The following is a 22,555-nucleotide window of genomic DNA, read 5'->3' on the forward strand; positions in this document are numbered from 1 at the left end:
ACATACCGTATTTTATATAAAATACATAAAGCATATAACAATAGAAAAGTGTGTACTTTGCTGTGTATGTACTTGTCAATCTTGCATAGCCACTATACTATTAAAATGTAGAGATTATAAAAAGGGGTTGTATCTATCATGAAATTTGAGATGCACACAAAAATTATTTCAAATGAAAAAGAAGTAAGATTACATATTGAAGAAAATATATTTCAATTAATATTGGATGGTTACCACTTATTTACAATTAAAGAAATATTGCCTTTATATAAATCAAATGAAGAAAGAATTGGAAGTGCAACGATATTGAAACTAGAGTGGGAGAACGGAAAAACTACAATAAACTATCAACTCGTTTCACTAAAATCAGTAAATTAAAAGGAGTAGAAAAATATGAAGTTATTTCATACAGCGGATTGGCATTTAGGAAAGCTTGTTCATGGCGTGTATATGACTGAAGACCAAAAGATTGTATTAGATCAGTTTGTACAGGCTGTTGAAGAAGAAAAACCAGATGCTGTAATTATTGCAGGGGATTTATATGACCGAGCAATTCCACCTACAGAAGCAGTAGACTTATTAAATGATGTGCTGCAAAAAATAGTTATTGATTTACAAACACCAGTTATTGCAGTAGCTGGTAATCATGATAGTCCGGATCGTATCCATTTTGGAAGTAGTTTAATGAAAAAACAAGGATTACATATTGCAGGTCAATTTCAATTCCCGTACGAACCTGTTGTACTAAATGATGAATATGGAGAGGTTCACTTCCATCTAATACCGTATGCAGACCCAAGCATAGTTAGACACGTGTTGAAAAATGAAGACGTACGTTCTCATGATGATGCGATGCGCATTTTTATGAATGAGCTCTCTGAAACGATGGATAAAGAAGCTAGACATGTATTTGTTGGACATGCATTTGTAACTTCTTCAGGAGAAGCGGAGGAGAATACAAGTGATGCAGAACGACCACTTTCAATTGGTGGTGCTGAATATGTAAATAGTCATTATTTTGATAAGTTTCATTACACAGCGCTTGGACATTTACATCAAGCGCATTTCGTACGTAATGAGACCATTAGATATTCAGGTTCACCACTTGCCTATTCAATTTCTGAAGAGAAACATAAAAAAGGTTATTACATTGTAGAACTGAATGAAACTGGTGAAGTAGCAATTGAAAAAAGGTTACTTTCACCACGTCGTAAAATGCGAACAGTAGAAGCGAAAATAGATGAATTATTACAGCACCCAGTAAGTGAAGATTACGTATTTGTAAAATTATTAGACGAAAACCCTGTCTTACAGCCAATGGAGAAAATACGATCTGTATATCCAAATGCAATGCACGTTGAAAGAGCGATGCAAAGGCGAGAACTCACAGATACAAATGAAGTAACGGTTTCAAGACATAAAACGGATGATTTATCTCTTTTAAAGGCTTTCTATAAAGAAATGAAAGGGTTAGATTTATCAGAAGAGAAAGAACGCCTATTTATAGATGTATTACAAACAGTGCAAGAACGGGAAGGTGAACGAGGATGAGACCGATTCAGCTTATTATGACAGCATTCGGGCCATATAAACAGAAAGAAGTAATCGATTTTGAAGATCTTGGAGAACATCGTATTTTCGCTATTTCTGGGAATACGGGAGCTGGAAAAACAACGATTTTTGATGCGATTTGTTATGTGTTATATGGTGAGGCTAGTGGAGAAGAACGTAGTGATACGAGCATGCTTCGAAGTCAATTTGCTGATGATAATGTTTATACAAGTGTTGAATTAACCTTTCAGTTAAAAGGGAAACGCTATGAAATAAAACGACAACTTGGACATAAAAAACAAGGGAATAAGACCATTACAGGACATGCAGTAGAATTATATGAAGTTATTGATGGAGAAAACGTTCCAGCCGTCGATCGTTTTCATGTAACAGACGTAAACAAAAAAGTGGAAGATTTAATTGGGTTAAGTAAACATCAATTTAGCCAAATTGTTATGTTACCCCAAGGGGAATTCCGAAAACTATTAACATCTGAGACGGAAAACAAAGAAGAGATTTTACGTCGTATTTTTAAAACGGATCGTTATAAATTAATGCGTGAGTTACTTGATCAAAAGAGAAAACAATGGAAAGATGTCTTGCAAGAAAAACAAAAAGAGAGAGAGCTCTATTTCCGTAATGTTTTTAAATTACCAATCCGTGATGGAGCATTATTAGAGACATTAGTGGCACAAGAACATGTAAATACGCATCAAGTAGTAGAAGCGTTAGAACAAGAAACAACCGTGTATAAGGCAGAGGTTGAGCAATTACAAGTAGAACAAGATGTTCAAACGAAGCAATTAAAGGATGCAGAAACACGTTTTCATGCAGCAAAATCTGTAAATGAGAAATTTATAGATTTACAACAAAAGAATGAGAAATATAACACTTTACAAGAGAACCGTGCAGCAATTGAAAGGAAAGAAAAATCCTTTAAACGTGCGGAACAAGCAAAGCGCTTATTACCATTTGAACAATGGTATGAAGAAGCGATGGAAAATGAGCAGAAAGCTGAAAGTTTGTTAAAACAGATAAGCGTCAAACAAGAACAGATAATGAATAGCTTTGAACTTGCTCAGGAGAAGTATGAAGTAGTAAAGAATAAAGAAGCTGAGCGAGAAGAGGCTAAAAAACTTGTTCAAAGATTAGAAGAGTTACAAGCGATTATTGAATCATTAGCTGAGAGAAAGCTGAATTTACAAAATACCGAAATCCAAATAGGGAAATTAAAAGAAAGTATGCAAAAGTTAGATCAACAACTAGAAGAGCATACAAACAAAAAACAGAGAATGTCTGATGAATTGCAGCAATTAGAACAAGCACTTGAGCAATATGTAGCTAAAGTAGAAGAACTAACGAATATGCGAGAAGATGCAAAAGTTTTAAAGCAAGCATATGATGTTTGGCAAGAAAAACAAAAATTCGAGCAAGAAAAAGAAGCGGCAAATAATAAAATGCAAGTGGCAGTTCGTGCATATGAAAACATGGAGCGCCGCTGGTTAAGTGAACAAGCTGGTATATTAGCTCTTCATTTACATGACGGTGAATCTTGTCCGGTATGTGGTAGTACGAATCATCCGCAAAAAGCTACAGAGCAAAGTAATGCGATCGATGAAAAAGAGTTAAACGATTTAAGAGATAAGAAGAACATTGCTGAAAAATTACATGTGCAAGTAGAGGAGAAATGGAATTTCTATCGACTACAATATGAACAAGTGATAGAAGAAGTTGTGAAGCGCGGCTACAACTCGGAAAAATTAGCTGAAACATATAGTGCACTTGTTCAAAAAGGAAAACAATTAGCTGCAGACGTTAATACGTTAAAAGCAAGTGAAGAAACACGTAAGCAGATTGCTGCGAACATGAAAAGCGTAGAAGAAAAAATAGAAGAACTTCAGAAACAAAAACGAGAAGTGGAAACAATGCAGCACCGTACAGAAATGGAGTGTATGCAACTTCGTACGTCATATGAACATGATAAACGAAATATTCCAGAAAACTTACAAACAGTACAAGCTTGGAAAGCACAGTTTGACCAAGCTATGCAGGAACTTAGGTTAATGGAGGACGAATGGAAGAAAGTGCAGGAAGCGTATCAGCATTGGCAAAATGAAAATATACGTATTCAAGCAGAACAAAAAGGTGCTTCTAATCAATTTGAAAGTGCAAAATTAAAGAAAGAAGAGACTTTCGCACGTTTTATGAAAGAGCTAGAACAAAGCGGGTTTACAGACGAATTCACGTATAAAGAAGCCAAATTAAGCGATCACGAGATGGAAATGTTACAAAAAGAAATTCAAGGTTATTATTCATCGCTTGAAGTGCTTGCAAAACAAATTGAAGAGTTACAAGCTGAATTAAAAGATAAAGAGTATATGGATATTACAGCGTTAGGTGAACACATAACAGAATTACAAATTAATCTCGATATCATTAAAGAAAAACGTCAACGTGCGCAAAATGCGGTAACATATATTTCTGATTTACATGAAAACATTAGACGTATTGATGAGCAAATTCATGAGGAAGAAAAAGCTTTCCAAGAACTTGTTGACTTATATGAAGTAATGAAAGGTGATAACGAGAGCCGTATATCATTTGAACGTTACATCTTAATTGAGTATTTAGAACAAATTGTTCAAATTGCAAACGAACGATTACGTAAATTATCAAACGGACAATTTTATTTAAAACGAAGTGAACGAGTTGAAAAGAGAAATCGTCAAAGTGGATTAGGCTTAGATGTGTACGATGCATATACTGGCCAAACACGCGATGTAAAAACACTATCCGGCGGAGAGAAATTTAATGCATCACTTTGCCTAGCGCTAGGAATGGCAGATGTCATTCAAGCATATGAAGGTGGTATTTCCATCGAAACGATGTTCATCGATGAAGGGTTCGGTTCATTAGATGAAGAATCATTAACGAAAGCAGTAGACGCCTTAATTGACTTACAAAAATCAGGCCGATTTATCGGTGTCATTTCACACGTACAAGAGCTGAAAAACGCAATGCCAGCTGTATTAGAAGTAACGAAGCAGAAGGATGGATGTAGTCAGACGCGGTTTGTGGTGAAGTAAGCTTAAAAAATGGAGTAGGGAATCTACCGATACTTTTAGTGTCATATGTATGAATAATAAAACGTCGTCTCTTCATATTGGAGGCGACGTTTTATTTTATAAAATATCTATGAATTATCTGTAGAAGGCGGCGTATTCTCCAAACGATTATAAGCTTTAAAAGCTGAAATTGCTGAGATAACCCCACCTACTAAAAATAAAGTCGATCCTCCAACTAAGATGATACGACTGACATATGTTTCCCGTGCTTCTTCGACTTCTTCTTGTAACGCTGTAGGCATATGAATCCTCCTTTATAAAAGTTGTTTTATCTCGCTATTTGCCGTGCAGTAAGACCCACATCTAAAAATTCAGGGGAAGCAAAGAATTTAGGTGGGGCCCTGCTGCCCGTAAAAGCCCGATTGGTGAGGGCTGATAATCAGTGGGGGATGAACAAAAGCCCCACTGATTAAAGTTTCACTTTATAAATAGTATATACAAACGCCTAAAATGTGTTAAAATAACTGATGATTTTACGCAGTGAGTAATTAGATGAGTAGGATGCGAGTGGCTAAGTAAATCTTCATCACAAATTTATGTGAACTTCACATAGAGCACATATTAACATTGTATTATGTATATGTACCAAATAAATAAATAAAGTGAATGTAAGTTCTGTTTTCAAAAATTTAAAATCCTTTTATTTCTATATGAAAGTTTTAATCAAGGGTTTTAAAAAATTTGGAAATAGATCTTATGAATATGGAATTCATATAAAAGGGGAATGTCTTATGACAACATATACGAGTGAAATGAGAAAAACTTTAGTTTCAGAAGAAGATGTAGATATTTTAAAAATTATGGCGCATCCAATCAGACTGCAAATTGTAAATGAATTAAGTACGAGAAAAACTTGTAATGTAACACAATTAACAGAGTTACTGAATATTCCGCAATCTACTGTTTCACAACATTTATCAAAAATGAAGGGTAAAGTGTTACGAGCAGAGAGAAGAGGTTTAGAAATTTATTATCATATTAACAATTTAAAAGCGAGTAAGATTGTTAATGTTTTAGGGTATATAAACTAGTGAAATATTTTTATATAAAATAGCCCCTGCTGTTGAGCAGGGGCTATTTTGTGTTGTTTTATGTATTTGTATTTAAAACTTTATAGTTTTTATGATTTACAATTGTTCGATCAAATTCAAAAGTACCACCGCTTACATTTGTAATTTCAACTAAGACCGATTCAGTATAAAGTTTTAATACAGATCCTGTAATCTTTAAATTATTTCGTTGAAAAAGTATAGTATCCCCTACGTTTGCTTTCATAGTACCTCCTCATTAAAGACAGAAATATTTTTTTATTATATATATTAAACCACGGATAGATATATTAGTGAATATTTAGTTTTATTTATTGGGAAAAAATTTGTTCTCTAATAGAAAAGTATAAAGTACTCTTATGTTAAAAGTTATATTTTATTTAAGTTTATCCCGCTATTTGCTGGGCAGTAAGACCCCCACCTCAAAATTCAGTGGAAGCAAAGAAGTTAGGTGGGGGCCCTGCTGCCCATAAAAGCCTGATTGGTGAGGGTTGATTAAAGTTTCACTTTATTATAAGCAAAGTAAATTGTTTTCAGCATTAGCGAAACAATATTTCTATGTAAATACTGCAGAGAAACAAATTATTCAAAAAACAGACACTATGTAGCACAAAACGTAAAGTAGATAAGTAAAGTTTTTTTCAGGAGTATAAGAAAAATATACGTTTATTAATAAGATCTCTAATTGGTAAAATTCCAATTAAAAACATAGAAAAACTTTAATATAAAAAGGTAATCAATTACAAATGGAGAAGTAATATATACGAAAGGAGAGATTTATATGAATAAAGGGAAAAAACAAGTTAGTCAACTTAGTTTTCTGGTGAATTTTATGAACGACAAGGGGAGTCTTGTGAAAATTTAATAGTATTATAGTATCCCCTTGTGAAAAAATGGTTGGGGGAATATATAAATGATAACAGAAATGAATATTAAAGTAGTTTGTGAAGAATCGTTTTCAAAAAGAGAAATAAAAATTTTAGAGACGTTTCTTTCAACTTTATCGGGGCATTCTAATGCTCTCGTTACAAAAGAGGGGATGTTTTTAAACCCATTAAGTAAAGAGAAGAGTGTGATTTATTATCACAACTTTGTATTTGTAAAATCACTTACAGAAGAAATGTGTGCAGAATTAAAAGAAGTTTTAACAAGACGTATTAAAAATGCTTTCATTATGATGGAATTTGTAGAGCCAATTGTTACATTTGAAGAAACAATTATAAACGTATAAAAAAAGTCAGGCTTATGAATTGACCTAATAAAACCGTCTCTTTAATAAATAGTAAAGAGACGGTTTTATTGTTTCACTTTTAAAAAAAGAGTTCAAAAATAAATGTAAATCGATCTTATACAAAAACTACTTATTAAATAAGTGTTACGTATTTAATAAGTAGTTTTTGTATTTCATCCTTCGTTTTTTGTAACTGATTCTACGTTTTTGACGCTCTGTCTTGTAAGTGCTTACATAAACGAAAACATCTTATACAATGAAGGTGTCAAATCAAAAGAGGTGACCAAAATGAACATAAAAAAAGTAAATTTAGCGAATAGCATTGAAATAGAAAGAGGAGGCGGAAAGGTATGAAAAAATCAACTGTTAATCCATGGTTTGTTGTCCTTGGCACAGTTATAGTACAAATGGGGCTTGGGACGATATATACATGGAGTTTATTCAATCAGCCTTTAGTTAGTAAATACGGTTGGAGTCTTAACGCTGTTGCGATAACTTTCTCAATTACTAGTCTTTCTTTAGCATTTTCAACTTTATTTGCGAGTAAATTGCAAGAAAAATGGGGACTTCGTAAACTTATTATGATAGCTGGATTAGCATTAGGACTAGGATTAATACTTAGCTCACAAGCGTCCTCATTAATATTACTTTATGTACTAGCGGGAGTTGTTGTAGGTTATGCAGATGGTACAGCATATATCACTTCACTATCAAATTTAATAAAGTGGTTTCCAGAGCGTAAAGGTTTAATTGCTGGTATTTCTGTCTCTGCATATGGTTCAGGTAGCTTAATCTTTAAATACGTTAACGCACAGTTGATTGAATCAGTTGGTGTATCGCAAGCATTTATATACTGGGGTTTAATTGTTACAGCTATGATTGTAATTGGTGCTTGTTTAATCCATCAAGCTGCAGATCAAGGAGCAGTTCATGAAACAAAAACTAAGGAATACACAACGAAAGAAATGTTAGGCACAAAACAAGTATACTTATTATTTATCATGTTATTTACATCATGTATGAGTGGCTTATACTTAATTGGTATGGTAAAAGACATTGGTGTTCAACTTGTAGGACTTAGCGCAGCAACAGCAGCTAATGCGGTGGCTATGGTTGCAATCTTCAATACATTAGGTCGTATCATTTTAGGACCGTTATCGGATAAAATTGGGCGTTTAAAAATCGTTACTGGTACTTTTGTTGTTATGGCGAGTTCAGTCTTAGTTCTAAGTTTTGTAGATTTAAATTATGGTATTTACTTCGTATGTGTAGCAAGTGTAGCGTTTTGCTTTGGTGGAAATATCACTATTTTCCCAGCTATTGTTGGTGATTTCTTCGGTATGAAAAACCATAGTAAGAACTACGGAATTGTGTATCAAGGATTTGGATTTGGGGCGCTTGCAGGTTCCTTTATCGGTGCACTTCTAGGTGGATTCAAACCAACGTTCATGGTGATCGGTGTATTATGTGTCGTGTCATTCATTATCGCAATTTTAATTCAAGCACCTAAACAGAAAAAAGAACAAGAAGAAGAGTATCGCAGCGTAGCATAAGTATACAAATCTTCTATAACACTATGATTACGAAAAAGCATCCTATTCTATTAATTAGGATGCTTTTTTATGAGTTATTTTAACAAGGTTAAATTACTTTTGTGATTTTTATAGATGTAAAAGTGAGTGGAATACCCATTTGGAATATAATAAATTGATACATCATATTCGAAATATATATTAAATCTTAAATGATAAAGAAGACATTCATTAGTATTTGTAAGATATATTTTCAGAAAAATATTGAGAAAATATATACTTGAGTTTTTCATAAAGCATTGTAAATGAACGTATCTCTAGTTTATCTTCTTCAATTTTAAAAAGAGGAGTTTGAATTTTATTTATAATATAAGTACATTTAATGCGTTTAGGTATGATTTTATTAAGAAGCATTAAAATACTTTATCTGAAAAATAAAAAAAGATTGACAAGTTTATTGAGAAACATTATCATTTCGGTGTAAGATAGTAAATGAAAAACATTATCAATAAAATGGATTTTAAAGTAATGCGCACTTGACCAATTAGTTTAGTAAGTGTATTATTTTTTACAACATGATTGATAATGAAAATCAATATCATTTATGTTACTTAATGAAATTAATGTTTATGTGAAAGGATAGAGAAAATGAACTTAGGGGAATTTGATGGGCAAACAGTTTTAGTAACAGGTGCAGCACAAGGCATAGGCAGTGTTGTTGCCAAAATGTTTTTAGAAAGAGGAGCCACAGTTATTGCGGTTGATCAAAATGAAGAGGGGTTAAATGTACTCTTAAATCAAAATGAATTAAATAATACACGTATGAAAACGTTTCGTTTAGATGTGAGTGATAGCGCTGCTGTTGAAGACATGGTAAATCATATTGCAAATGAAATAGCGCCAATAGATATTTTAGTAAACGTTGCAGGGATTTTGCGTATGGGACCAATTCATTCGTTAAGTGATGAAGATTGGAATAAAACATTCTCTGTAAATACTACAGGGGTTTTCAATATGTCCCGAGCGGTAAGTAAAAATATGATGTTAAGAAAATCAGGGGCAATTGTTACAGTCGGTTCAAATGCGGCAAATACGCCGAGAATGGAGATGGCTGCGTATGCTGCGTCAAAGGCTGCAACGACGATGTTTATGAAATGTTTAGGACTAGAGCTTGCGGCATACAATATACGCTGCAACTTAGTTTCTCCAGGTTCTACTGAAACTGAGATGCAAAGATTACTATGGGCTGATGAGAATGGAGCTAAAAATATAATTGCTGGTTCTCAAAATACATATAGACTCGGAATTCCATTACAAAAAATTGCACAACCTTCAGAAGTTGCTGAAGCAGTGTTATTTTTAGCCTCAGATAGAGCAAGTCATATTACAATGCACAATTTATGTGTCGATGGCGGTGCTACGTTAGGAGTTTAATAAAAATTCAGGAGGTTATTATATTATGAATGAACATATAGCTGTAAAGGAATTGTCAGAAAAACTTTTAGAAGATTATAAGACTGAATCTTCATTCTTTTTCGCTTCACCAACTCGAACTATATTAGCAGAAGGAGAGTTTACTACAGTAAAGCATCGTGAAATTGAAAAATTCCCAGAGCTTGTGCAAGCGACATTAAGTAATGCGAAACAAGCTGGAAATCCAAATCCTATCGTTGTGGGTGCTTTGCCATTTGATCGTAGAAAAGAAGTTCAACTTATGGTACCAGAATATAGTAGAATTTCTGAGCGTTTACAATTGGATACAACAAATCAGCTTGAAACAAATGAGAACGTAACATTTGAAATGACGCCAATGCCAGACCCTGAAGTTTATATGAATGGTGTGAAGCAAGGAATTAAAAAAATACAGGATGGTGATTTAAAGAAAATCGTTCTATCTAGATCGTTAGATGTTAGATCTTCCGAAAAGATTGATAAGCAAAAACTTCTGCGAGAATTAGCAGAACATAATAAGCATGGTTATACATTTGCTGTGAATTTACCGAAAGATGAAAAAGAGAACAGTAAGACGCTAATTGGAGCAAGTCCTGAATTACTTGTTTCACGTAATGGTATGCAAGTTATTTCTAACCCGTTAGCTGGTTCAAGGCCACGTAGTGAGGACCCAGTAGAAGATAAAAGAAGAGCAGAGGAATTACTTTCTTCTCCAAAAGATTTACATGAACATGCGGTAGTAGTGGAAGCGGTTGCCGCTGCACTTCGTCCGTATTGTCATACATTACATGTTCCAGAAAAGCCATCAGTTATTCATAGTGAAGCGATGTGGCATTTGTCTACAGAAGTGAAAGGTGAACTGAAGGATCCAAATACTTCTTCTTTACAATTAGCAATTGCCCTTCATCCTACGCCAGCAGTTTGCGGAACTCCGATGGAAAAAGCAAGAGAGGCTATACAGCATATTGAGCCATTTGACCGCGAGTTCTTTACAGGAATGCTAGGATGGAGCGATTTAAATGGAGATGGAGAATGGATTGTTACAATTCGTTGTGCTGAAGTACAAGAAAATACACTGCGTTTATATGCAGGAGCTGGAGTTGTTGCTGAGTCAAAACCAGAAGATGAGTTAGCAGAAACATCAGCTAAGTTCCAAACAATGCTAAAAGCTTTAGGGTTAAGAGATAGTTCACTTAATGAAAAATAGGGGGAAGAAAGAATGCTAGTAGGTTATACAGAATGGCCAAAAGAATTTGCCAATCGTTACCGAGAAGAAGGATGTTGGCTTGGTGAAACATTTGGAGGAGTGTTAAGAGAGCGGGCTGAGAAATATGGAGATCAAATCGCGGTTGTAAGTGGTAAGAAGCATATAACATATAGTGAACTTAATAAAAAGGTAGATCGTTTAGCAGCAGGTTTACTGAATTTAGGAATAAAGAAAGAGGACAGAGTTGTAATCCAGTTACCTAACATTATCGAGTTTTTCGAAATATGTTTTGCACTATTTCGAATTGGAGCGCTTCCTGTCTTTGCACTGCCGTCACATCGAAGCAGTGAAATTAGTTATTTTTGTGATTTTGGCGAGGCGAGCGCTTACGTTATTTCAGATAAGGCTCTCGGTTTTGATTATCGAAAACTAGCAAGAGAAGTGAAAGAGAAAGTGCCAAATTTACAACATGTAATTGTAGTGGGAGAAGAAGAAGAGTTTGTGAACATAAATGATCTGTATATGGATCCCGTCTCATTACCAGAAGTTCAGCCAAGTGATGTTGCGTTTCTCCAATTATCAGGAGGCACAACAGGTCTTTCTAAATTAATTCCTAGAACACATGATGACTATATTTATAGTTTGCGTGTTAGCGCTAAAATTTGTAATTTGAATGCAGAAAGCGTCTATATGGCAGTTCTTCCAGTAGCACACAATTACCCAATGAGTTCTCCAGGGACATTTGGAACTTTCTATGCGGGTGGAAAAGTGGTATTGGCAACTGGTGGTAGTCCAGATGAGGCATTTGCTCTTATCGAAAAAGAAAAAGTTACAATTACAGCGCTCGTTCCGCCATTAGCAATGATTTGGCTTGATGCTGCATCTTCTCGTAATACCGATTTATCGAGCCTAGAGGTTATTCAAGTAGGTGGTGCTAAGTTTAGTGCTGAGGTAGCAAGACGTATACGCCCTACATTTGGATGTACGTTACAGCAAGTATTCGGTATGGCGGAAGGATTAGTGAACTATACAAGATTAGACGATCCGGAAGAAATTATTATTCATACACAAGGTAGACCAATGTCTGCACTCGATGAAGTACGAGTTGTTGATGAAAATGACAACGATGTACAACCGGGCGAAGTAGGTAGTTTATTAACACGAGGTCCATATACAATTCGTGGTTACTATAAAGCCGAAGAGCATAATGCACGATCATTTACAAAGGATGGATTTTATCGCACAGGTGATCTTGTAAAAGTAAATGAACAAGGATACATCATTGTAGAAGGAAGAGATAAAGATCAAATTAACCGTGGTGGTGAGAAAGTTGCTGCAGAAGAAGTTGAAAATCATCTATTAGCACACGATGCGGTCCATGACGTAGCAATTGTATCTATGCCTGACGATTATTTAGGTGAACGCACCTGTGCTTTTGTTATAGCTCGCGGACAAGTTCCGGCAGTAAGTGAATTAAAAATGTTTTTAAGAGAACGTGGTATAGCGGCTTATAAAATTCCAGATCGAATTGAATTTATTGAATCATTTCCGCAAACAGGAGTCGGAAAAGTCAGCAAAAAAGAACTACGTAAAGTCATTGCTGAAAAACTTATTACAGTAAAACAATAATAAAAACCGGAAGGAAGTGATTAGATGGCTATTCCATCTATTTCAGTATATAAAATGCCAATTGAATCAGAACTACCGAAAAATAAAGTGAATTGGACACCAGATCCGAAACGTGCAGTACTTTTAATTCATGACATGCAAGAATATTTTCTTGATGCATATAGCGATAAAGAATCACCAAAAGTAGAACTTGTTTCAAATATTAAAATGATAAGAGAAAAATGTAAGGAACTTGGTATACCAGTTGTTTATACAGCACAACCTGGTGGGCAAACGTTAGAACAACGAGGTTTATTACAAGACTTTTGGGGTGACGGTATACCTGCTGGACCAGATAAAAAGAAAATTGTTGATGAACTTACTCCTGATGAAGATGATATATTCCTAACAAAATGGAGATATAGTGCATTTAAAAAGACAAATCTATTAGAAATTTTAAATGAACAAGGAAGAGATCAACTCATTATTTGCGGTATTTATGCGCATATTGGCTGTCTTTTAACAGCTTGTGAAGCATTTATGGATGGTATAGAGCCGTTCTTTGTAGCAGATGCAGTTGCTGATTTTTCACTAGAGCATCATAAACAAGCATTGGAGTATGCATCTAATAGATGTGCAGTAACGACATCAACAAACCTACTGTTAAAAGATTTACAAAGTGTAAAAGGTGATGAGGGTGAAGGAATCACTATACAGGAAGTGCATGAACTAGTTGCACAACTACTTCGTGAGCCAGTAGAGAGTATTGATATTGATGAGGACTTATTAAATAGAGGGCTTGATTCGGTCAGAATTATGAGTTTAGTAGAGAAGTGGCGTCGTGAAGGGAAAGAAATCACTTTTGCAGATTTAGCAGAACGTCCAACTGTTACAGGTTGGTACAGTTTACTATCTTCACAAACAGCACAGGTGCTGTAACAAATAGACTACATAATAAAGGGGTAGTAAAGAATGCCTAACAGTCAAAAGATTCGTCATTCGTTATCATCTGCGCAGTCTGGTATGTGGTTTGCGCAACAATTAGATCCGCTTAATCCAATTTATAATACTGGGGAATATGTAGAAATAAACGGAAATATTCATCAAGACATTTTTGAATTAGCTGTACGTAAAGTTGTAATGGAAGCAGAAGCACTTCATGTTCGCTTCGAAGAGGATGAAATTGGCCCATGGCAAGTTATTGAAGAATCACAGTTTCATATGCATTTTATTGACGTTCGTAAAGAAGAAAATCCTGAAGAAGCTGCTAAAGTATGGATGAAAAATGATTTATCTATGCCAGTCGATTTGAAAAAAGATACTTTATTTACTGAAGCACTTATTCAAGTTGAAAATAATCGTTTCTTTTGGTATCAGCGCATCCATCACATTGTGATGGATGGCTATGGATTTTCACTTCTTAGCCAAAAAGTAGCGAATGAGTATACATCACTTATAGAAGAAACAAACAAGAATGAAAAACCATTTGGTTCTCTTGCAAAAGTCGTGCAAGAAGATATTGAGTATCGTGAGTCTAAACAATTTCAGGAAGATCGTACTTTTTGGTTAGAAAAGTTTGCAGATGCCCCAGAAGTTGTAAGTTTGGCAGAACGAGCACCGAGAACATCAAATGGATTTTCACGAGAAACAGCTTATTTATCTAGTTCTAGCACGAAAACTTTACTAGAAGATATCAATATTTCGTTAACAAGTTGGCCGGAATTCATTGTGGCTGTAACAAGTATTTATATGCATAAATTAACAGGTGAAAATGATATTGTTTTAGGTTTACCGATGATGGGACGTCTAGGTTCTGTATCTATTCATACACCAAGTATGGTAATGAATTTAGTTCCACTTCGTATTACAGTAACTCCAAATATAACTCTTGCGGAATTATTGCAGCAAGTTTCTAAAGAAATCCGAGATGTACGTCGCCATTATAAATACCGTCATGAGGAATTAAGAAGAGATTTAAAGTTACTAGGTGAAAATCAAAGGTTGTTTGGACCGTTAGTGAATGTTATGCCTTTTGATTACGGGCTTAATTTTGCTGGAAATCGTGGTATTACGCATAACTTATCAGCAGGACCTGTCGATGATTTATCGATAAATGTATATAAACGTTTTGATCAAAATGAGATAATGATTCATTTTGATGCAAATCCTGAAGTATATAATAACGCGGAGCTAGCATTGCATAAAGAAAGATTTATGAATCTATTTGAATTAGTAATAAATAATTATGAGAAAAACGAGTCGATTGGAAAAATAAACATTACTCTGCCTGAAGAAAATCATAAAGTTTTATTGGAATGGAATGAAACGAAGGAAGACGATGAATTAATCAGTCTGCCTATATCATTTGAAAAACAAGTGAAAAAAAATCCCAATAAACTAGCGATTACTTGTGACGGTGTAATCCTTACGTATAAAGAGCTAAATGAACGAGCGAATGAACTAGCACATTATTTAGTAGAAGAAGGAATACGACCAAATCAGTTTGTAGCTTTAGTATTCCCTAGATCAATAGAAATGGTAGTTAGTATGCTAGCAGTCTTAAAGGCTGGTGCAGCGTATTTACCAATAGATCCAGAATACCCAGCAGATAGAGTTACTTATATAGTAAATGATGCAAAACCAGTTTGTATCATAACACATTCATCTGTTTCATCTAAGTTAGTTATAGAAAAGGATATGAAAAAAATTGTATTAGATGACGAAGAAACGAAACTAGCGTTACATACATATTCTCGTATGAATATAGCATGTAAGAATGATGTATCACTGTTAAACCCAGCCTATACAATATATACTTCAGGCTCAACAGGAAACCCAAAAGGTGTAATTGTTCCTATGAGAGGTTTAAGTAACTTTTTAATGGCTATGCAACAAAAGTTTTCATTAAATGAAAATGATCATTTATTAGCAGTTACAACGTTTGCATTTGATATTTCTGCACTAGAAATTTATTTACCTCTTATTAGTGGTGCAAGTTTAACAATTGCGCAAAAAGAAGACATACAAGAGCCTTCTGCATTAACGACACTTTTACATGAAGAAAGAGTGACCATTATGCAGGCTACACCGACGCTTTGGCAGGCGTTAGTAACTGATTATCCAGAGAAGCTACAAGGGCTAAGCATACTTGTTGGTGGTGAAGCTCTTCCAGCGCATTTAGCAAATAAATTACGAGAATTAGGTTGCTCAATAACTAATTTATATGGACCAACTGAAACGACGATTTGGTCTACTTTCATGAACATTGATGAAGGTGAAAAGGGCATACCTCCTATTGGAAAACCAATTTGCAATACAGAAGTGTATGTATTGGATGCAGGGTTACAACCAGTGCCACCTGGAGTTATTGGGGAATTATATATTGCAGGGGAAGGACTTGCAAGCGGATATTTAGGAAAACCTGAGTTAACAGCTGAACGGTTTGTTGCAAATCCTTATGGAGAATCAGGGAAGCGCATGTACCGTACAGGAGATCTTGTGAAATGGCGTAGTGATGGTGCGTTAGAGTACATTAGTCGCGCAGATCATCAAATTAAAATTCGTGGATTCCGAATTGAATTAGCTGAAATTGAAACGGTATTACAACGACATGAAAATATTCAACAAGCGGTAGTAATGGTACGAGAAGATCGTGCAAATGATAAACGCATCATTGCGTATATCGTTGCAGAAGAAAAGGAACCGATTAATCTTTCAGAAATTCGTTCTTATGTTTCAGAAAGTTTAGCGAATTATATGATACCATCGACATTTGTTGTGCTAGAAGTATTACCATTAACGCCAAATGGTAAGGTTGACAGAAAGAAATTACCTGCTCCTGATTTTAATGGAATGAACAATGAGAGAGTTGCTAGAAATCCGAAAGAAGAAATATTATGTGATTTATTTGCAGAAGTACTTGGTGTTTCTCGAATTGGCATTGATGATAATTTCTTTGAAATGGGTGGACATTCACTTCTCGCATCTCGTTTAATGGCAAGAATTCGTGAAACGTTAAGTGTGGAATTAGGAATTGGGAAACTATTTGAATCACCAACTGTTGCCGAACTGGCGAAACAATTAAACCATGCAAAAAGCGCAAGACCAGCTATTCAGAAAGCAAGTAGGCCAAATGAAGTTCCACTTTCATTTGCACAGCGCAGGTTATGGTTCTTAAATTGTTTAGAAGGTCCAAGTCCTACTTATAATATTCCGCTAGTCATTCGTATGAATGGAATATTGAATCGGGAAGCATTACAAGGTGCTTTTTATGATGTAGTTGAGAAACATGAAACACTTAGAACAATTTTCCCTAACGTATTAGGTAGTTCCTATCAGAAAATTTTAGATATGGAAAACTTAAATTTAGAAATGGTTATAACTAATACATGTAAAGATGAATTAGAAAGTGTACTTTCAGAGGCGGTAAGATATAGCTTTAACCTCGATTTTGAGCCGGCAGTTCGTTTGCAACTTTTTACAATGAGTGAAAACGAACATGTATTATTAATTCTATTACATCATATTGTAGGTGATGGCTGGTCATTACAGCCGTTAACGAGAGATTTTACAGCGGCGTATAAAGCGCGAAGTCAAGGTGACAGAGTTCAGCTGGAGACACTACCAGTTCAATACGCAGATTATGCACTTTGGCAACAGCAATTGCTAGGTGATGAAACGACACAAGAGAGTCTTATTTCAACACAATTAGATTTTTGGAAAGAAGAACTTAAAGGTTTACCAGACCAAATGGAGTTACCTACAGATTTCCAGCGTCCAATTGAGACGAGTTACCGCGGGGAAACAATTCATTTTCATATAGATGAAGGTATGCATAGTAGGTTAGTAGAGCTTGCACGTAAAAATGGAGTTAGTTTGTTTATGGTATTGCAAGCAGGGCTTAGTGCACTATTTACAAGATTAGGTGCAGGCACTGATATACCAATTGGAAGTCCGATTGCTGGAAGAAATGATGATGTACTTTCAGATATTGTTGGTTTATTTGTAAATACATTAGTGTTACGTACAAATACTTCAGGAGATCCAAGTTTTAAAGAATTATTAAATAGAGTGAAGCAGGTAAATCTTGCAGCTTATGAAAATCAAGATGTTCCATTTGAAAGGCTTGTTGAAGTATTAAATCCAGTACGTACTCGAAACAGCCATCCGTTGTTTCAAGTTATGTTAGCTTTTCAAAATACACCAGAAGCAACGTTTCATGTACCAGATTTAGAAGCGAGCCTTGAAATTCAAAGCGTTGGTTCTGCAAAATTTGATTTAACATTTGAAATTAGTGAGAGTAACGGGGTTGATGGTACTCCGAACGGTTTACATGGATTACTAGAGTTTAGTACCGATTTATATAAACGTGAAACGGTTCAAAAACTAATAGAACGATTCATTTTGTTATTAGATGATGCAACTACAAATCCAGATCAATCCATTGGCAGATTAGAAATATTAACTTTAGCAGAGAAAAATACAGTGTTAGAAAAGTGGAATGGTGGTTTTCAAATTGCACCAGAAATGACATTGCCACAATTGTTTGAAAAGCAGGCTCATATAAATCCAAATTCTATTGCTGTTGTCTTTGAAGATAAGAAATTAACTTATGAAGAGTTAAATAGAAAAGCAAATAAAATAGCTCGATTCCTAATAGCAAAAGGGATTGGTCCTGATCAACTCGTTGCTTTAGCGATGCCAAGATCATTAAACATGGTTGTAAGCTTATTAGCTGTTCTTAAAGCTGGTGCTGGATACCTTCCGTTAGATCCAGATTACCCAGCAGACCGTATTTCATTTATGCTACACGATGCGAAACCATCATGTGTTTTAACGAATTCAGAAGTGGAAATTGAATGTAATGAGGCACTAAAAGTTTTAGTTGATGATGTGAAAGTAATAGCAGAGGTTGAGAAATATAGTGAAGACAATATTGATGAAGTGGAACGAATTAAGCCATTATCTCCATCACATATTGCTTACGTTATTTATACGTCAGGGTCAACGGGCAGACCGAAAGGCGTTATGATACCTCATCAAAATGTAGTGAGACTTTTAGGAGCAACTGATCATTGGTTCCAGTTTGACGGAAACGATGTTTGGACGATGTTCCATTCATATGCTTTTGATTTCTCGGTTTGGGAAATTTGGGGACCTTTATTATACGGAGGGCGTTTAGTTGTAGTCCCACATACTGTAAGTCGCTCGCCGAAAGAATTTTTACAGCTTCTTGTTAAAGAAAAGGTTACGGTTTTAAACCAAACTCCATCAGCGTTCTACCAATTGATGCAAGCAGATCGTGAAAATGAAGAGATTGGCCAAAAATTATCTTTACGATATGTTGTTTTTGGAGGAGAAGCACTTGAGCTAAGTCGCTTAGAAGGTTGGTATAGTCGACATCCTCATAACGCACCAAAGCTTATTAATATGTATGGTATTACAGAGACGACAGTACATGTTAGTTATATTGAATTAGATGAAACTATCGTCTCTTTACGGGCAAATAGTTTAATTGGGTGCAGTATACCTGACCTTAAAGTGTATGTGTTAGACAACTATTTACAACCAGTCCCACCTGGAGTAGTTGGAGAAATGTATGTTGCAGGTGCAGGACTTGCGCGTGGATATTTAGGAAGAGCAGGATTAACGGCTGAACGCTTTATCGCAGATCCATTTGGCAAGCCAGGTACAAGAATGTATCGTACAGGAGACTTAGCTCGCTGGCGTAATGATGGGACGCTAGATTATATAGGACGTGCAGATCATCAAATCAAAATTCGTGGATTCCGAATTGAATTAGGAGAAATAGAAGCAGTCATAATGAAGCACCCTAAAGCTGAGCAAGTAGCCGTTATTGTACGTGAAGATCAACCAGGGGATAAACGGTTAGTTTCTTATATCGTTGCATCAAATAATGAAGCAATTGATACGAATGAAATGCGTCAGTTTGCTAGTGGTAGTTTACCAGATTATATGGTTCCATACGCTTTTGTAGTAGTAAATGAGTTACCTTTAACTCCAAACGGTAAATTAGATAGAAAGGCATTGCCAGCTCCAGCATTTATCGCATCATCTTCTAGTCGTGGTCCAAGAACACCGCAAGAAGAAATGTTATGTGACTTGTTTACAGAAGTGCTAAGTGTACCTCAAATTGGAATTGATGACGGATTCTTTGATCTTGGTGGTCATTCACTCCTTGCAGTACAGCTTATGAGCCGCATGAAAGAGGCGCTTGGAGTGGAACTAAACATTGGTACTTTATTTGCAGCACCAACTGTTGCAGGGTTAGCTGAAAGACTTGAGATGGGGAATGGTCAAAGTGCACTTGATGTGTTGCTTCCATTACGAGCAAGCGGGGATCAATTACCACTATTTTGTGTACATCCAGCAGGTGGATTAAGTTGGTGCTATGCAGGACTTATGAAATCTTTAGGAACAGATTATCCAATTTATGGTGTGCAAGCACGTGGTATTGCTAAAAATGAAGAACTTCCAAAAAGTTTAGAGGAGATGGCGGCGGATTACTTGAAACACGTTCGTGAAGTACAGCCTCATGGACCATATCGTTTATTAGGTTGGTCGCTTGGAGGAAATGTTGTGCATGCAATGGCGGCGCAATTACAAAATGAAGGGGAAGAAGTAGAATTACTCGTTATGCTTGACTCTTATCCTGGACACTTCTTACCGAATACGGAAGCGCCTACTGAAGAGGAAGCGTTAATCGCATTACTTGCTTTAGGCGGATATGACCCAGATAACATGGATGGTAAACCACTTACAATGGAAAGTGCAGTTGAAATCCTTCGTAAAGATGGAAGTGCATTAGCAAGTCTTGAAGAAGAGACTATATTGAACTTGAAAGAAACATATGTAAATTCAGTAGGGTTGTTAGGGAAATATGTACCGAAAGTTTATAACGGAGATATCCTGTTCTTTAGATCTACTGTTATACCAGACTGGTTTGATCCTATTTCTCCAAATACGTGGCTAAATTATTTAGACGGGCAAATTGTGCAGCACGATATTGATTGTAGACATAAAGATCTATGTCAGCCAGGTCCGCTTACGGAAATTGGACAAGTATTAGCGAAATATTTGCAGAATAAGAAAGGGGTAAGTAGAGTATGACGAATCCATTTGAAAATGATAATTACACATATAAAGTATTAATAAATGAGGAGGGCCAGTATTCTCTCTGGCCTGCTTTTCTCGATGTACCTATTGGCTGGAATATCGTATATGAAGAAGCTAGTAGGCAGAGCTGCTTAGAATATGTTGAATATAACTGGAAAGATTTGAATCCAAAAAGTAATCAAGTTCGCGAAAAAACATTAGCAGGAAAACGATAATGAAAGAAAAACTAAATCCAAAAGTAGTTGTAAGTATCGTTTATATAACTACGATGTTTATGGCTGCGATGGACGCAACGATTGTAAATGTAGCACTGCAAACGATAAGTAGAGAACTACAAGTACCTGCATCTGCAATGGGGACGGTTAATGTTGGGTATTTAGTTAGTTTAGCTGTTTTCCTTCCGATTTCTGGTTGGTTAGGAGATCGATTTGGTACGAAAAGAGTGTTTTTAATTGCTCTTTTCGTATTTACAATTGCCTCTGCTTTATGCGGAATGGCTAACGATATTACTTCATTGAATATTTTCCGTATTATTCAAGGTGCTGGTGGAGGGCTTTTAACACCAGTTGGAATGGCAATGTTATTTCGAACATTTTCACCAGAGGAAAGACCGAAGATTTCTCGGTTCATTATACTTCCAATTGCTGTAGCACCAGCAATTGGTCCTATCATCGGTGGTTTCTTTGTAGATCAAATGTCTTGGCGTTGGGCATTTTATATTAATCTACCGTTTGGAATCGTTGCATTGCTATTTGGACTTCTATTTTTAGCAGAGCATGTTGAAAAATCAGCTGGTCGCTTTGATTCGCTCGGCTTTATTTTATCAGCACCAGGATTTGCGATGCTCATATATGCGCTCAGCCAGGGACCATCAAAAGGGTGGATTTCTCCAGAAATTATGAGTACTGGGATAGCTGGGGGTGTATTCATTACATTGTTTATAATCGTAGAACTGAAAGTAAAGCAACCGATGTTAGATTTACGTTTATTAAAAGAACCAGTGTTTAGAAAGATGAGTCTTATATCATTATTTTCATCAGCTGGTTTACTAGGAATGTTATTTGTTTTTCCACTTATGTATCAAAATGTGATAGGAGTTTCCGCGCTGGAATCAGGACTTACGACATTTCCAGAGGCGATTGGATTAATGATTTCTTCACAAATTGTGCCATGGTCATATAAAAAATTAGGAGCGCGAAAGGTAATTTCTATTGGATTAATTTGTACCGTGGTTATCTTTGTTTTATTAAGTTTTGTAAATCACGATACGAATCCGTGGCAAATCCGCGCATTATTGTTTGGTATCGGTATTTTCTTAGGTCAATCTGTCGGTGCGGTTCAATTTTCTGCCTTTAACAATATCATGCCGCCTTCTATGGGGAGAGCTACTACTATATTCAATGTGCAAAATCGATTAGGTTCAGCAATAGGAGTAGCTGTTTTAGCTAGTATACTAGCTGGTTTTGGAAGTAATAACGCTCAATCCGATTTTTTACCATATAAAGCAGCATTAATTGGATCAGCAATATTTTTGCTCATAGCACTACTATTTTCTTTACGTATTTCCGATAAAGAGGTAATGTCAAAGAAGAAAGAAAAAACATTATCTGTATCAGAAAAAGAGAAAGTACTTGTCAATGAATAACAATATACGCATGCTTTCT

Annotated in this window: 15 protein-coding genes; 13 read left to right on the forward strand and 2 right to left on the reverse strand. The window is 35.5% G+C overall.

Annotated elements, in window-relative coordinates:
- The first annotated feature begins 138 nt into the window (after positions 1 to 138).
- The 3 genes from ACUL40_RS03540 to ACUL40_RS03550 are packed head-to-tail and all read left to right on the forward strand — an operon-like array spanning position 139 to position 4,637.
- Positions 139 to 378, forward strand: a complete 240-nt coding sequence (locus ACUL40_RS03540; protein WP_000667342.1) for a DUF2584 family protein — start codon at positions 139 to 141, stop codon at positions 376 to 378.
- A 15-nt stretch (positions 379 to 393) separates the two neighbouring features.
- Positions 394 to 1,551: an exonuclease SbcCD subunit D gene (locus tag ACUL40_RS03545; RefSeq protein WP_000765150.1), complete on the forward strand. Its 1,158-nt coding sequence runs from the start codon at positions 394 to 396 to the stop codon at positions 1,549 to 1,551.
- Positions 1,548 to 4,637, forward strand: a complete 3,090-nt coding sequence (locus tag ACUL40_RS03550) for an AAA family ATPase (RefSeq protein WP_001247465.1) — start codon at positions 1,548 to 1,550, stop codon at positions 4,635 to 4,637. Before ACUL40_RS03545 ends, ACUL40_RS03550 begins: the two co-directional genes overlap by 4 nt.
- Positions 4,638 to 4,744: 107 nt before the next feature.
- On the opposite strand, the gene ACUL40_RS03555 is transcribed toward ACUL40_RS03550, so the two are convergent.
- A complete protein-coding gene (locus ACUL40_RS03555; RefSeq protein WP_001141668.1) occupies positions 4,745 to 4,918 on the reverse strand; it encodes a hypothetical protein in 174 nt (57 codons plus the stop codon).
- A gap of 489 nt (positions 4,919 to 5,407) precedes the next feature.
- Between ACUL40_RS03555 and ACUL40_RS03560 the strand changes: the two genes are divergently transcribed.
- A complete protein-coding gene (locus ACUL40_RS03560; protein ID WP_000214801.1) occupies positions 5,408 to 5,707 on the forward strand; it encodes an ArsR/SmtB family transcription factor in 300 nt (99 codons plus the stop codon).
- A gap of 58 nt (positions 5,708 to 5,765) precedes the next feature.
- Here the strand turns inward: ACUL40_RS03560 and ACUL40_RS03565 are convergent, their stop codons facing one another.
- Positions 5,766 to 5,951 carry a YkvS family protein gene (locus ACUL40_RS03565; RefSeq protein WP_000646793.1) on the reverse strand — a complete coding sequence of 62 codons (186 nt, stop codon included), beginning with the start codon at positions 5,949 to 5,951 and terminating at the stop codon, positions 5,766 to 5,768.
- A gap of 687 nt (positions 5,952 to 6,638) precedes the next feature.
- On the opposite strand from ACUL40_RS03565, the gene ACUL40_RS03570 reads away from it, so the two are divergent.
- From ACUL40_RS03570 to ACUL40_RS03610, 9 genes are all read left to right on the forward strand, one after another.
- The gene (locus ACUL40_RS03570) at positions 6,639 to 6,956 is read left to right on the forward strand and encodes a hypothetical protein (RefSeq protein ID WP_000627302.1); all 318 of its coding nucleotides are present in this window, start codon (positions 6,639 to 6,641) and stop codon (positions 6,954 to 6,956) included.
- Positions 6,957 to 7,306: 350 nt separating this feature from the next.
- Positions 7,307 to 8,509, forward strand: a complete 1,203-nt coding sequence (locus ACUL40_RS03575) for an L-lactate MFS transporter (protein WP_000750111.1) — start codon at positions 7,307 to 7,309, stop codon at positions 8,507 to 8,509.
- Between the two features lie 627 nt (positions 8,510 to 9,136).
- The gene (dhbA, locus tag ACUL40_RS03580; protein WP_445422959.1) at positions 9,137 to 9,922 is read left to right on the forward strand and encodes a 2,3-dihydro-2,3-dihydroxybenzoate dehydrogenase; all 786 of its coding nucleotides are present in this window, start codon (positions 9,137 to 9,139) and stop codon (positions 9,920 to 9,922) included.
- 25 nt (positions 9,923 to 9,947) lie between these two features.
- Entirely contained in the window at positions 9,948 to 11,147 is a 1,200-nt protein-coding gene (gene dhbC / locus ACUL40_RS03585; RefSeq protein WP_445422958.1) for an isochorismate synthase DhbC, read from the forward strand.
- Between the two features lie 12 nt (positions 11,148 to 11,159).
- Complete coding sequence (locus tag ACUL40_RS03590; RefSeq protein ID WP_167316330.1) at positions 11,160 to 12,776, forward strand: (2,3-dihydroxybenzoyl)adenylate synthase; 1,617 nt, start codon at positions 11,160 to 11,162, stop codon at positions 12,774 to 12,776.
- A gap of 24 nt (positions 12,777 to 12,800) precedes the next feature.
- Entirely contained in the window at positions 12,801 to 13,694 is an 894-nt protein-coding gene (locus tag ACUL40_RS03595) for an isochorismatase family protein (RefSeq protein WP_001007284.1), read from the forward strand.
- A 33-nt stretch (positions 13,695 to 13,727) separates the two neighbouring features.
- The gene (locus ACUL40_RS03600; RefSeq protein ID WP_445422957.1) at positions 13,728 to 20,885 is read left to right on the forward strand and encodes an amino acid adenylation domain-containing protein; all 7,158 of its coding nucleotides are present in this window, start codon (positions 13,728 to 13,730) and stop codon (positions 20,883 to 20,885) included.
- Positions 20,882 to 21,106 (forward strand): MbtH family protein, encoded by a 225-nt coding sequence (locus ACUL40_RS03605; protein WP_000184055.1) that lies wholly within the window; start codon positions 20,882 to 20,884, stop codon positions 21,104 to 21,106. Before ACUL40_RS03600 ends, ACUL40_RS03605 begins: the two co-directional genes overlap by 4 nt.
- Positions 21,106 to 22,536, forward strand: coding sequence for an MDR family MFS transporter (locus ACUL40_RS03610; RefSeq protein WP_445422956.1), 1,431 nt, complete (start codon positions 21,106 to 21,108; stop codon positions 22,534 to 22,536). The genes ACUL40_RS03605 and ACUL40_RS03610 overlap by 1 nt, the downstream gene beginning before the upstream one ends.
- The last annotated feature ends 19 nt before the right edge of the window (positions 22,537 to 22,555 follow it).

It is taken from the genome of Bacillus sp. KNSH39, assembly GCF_052656585.1.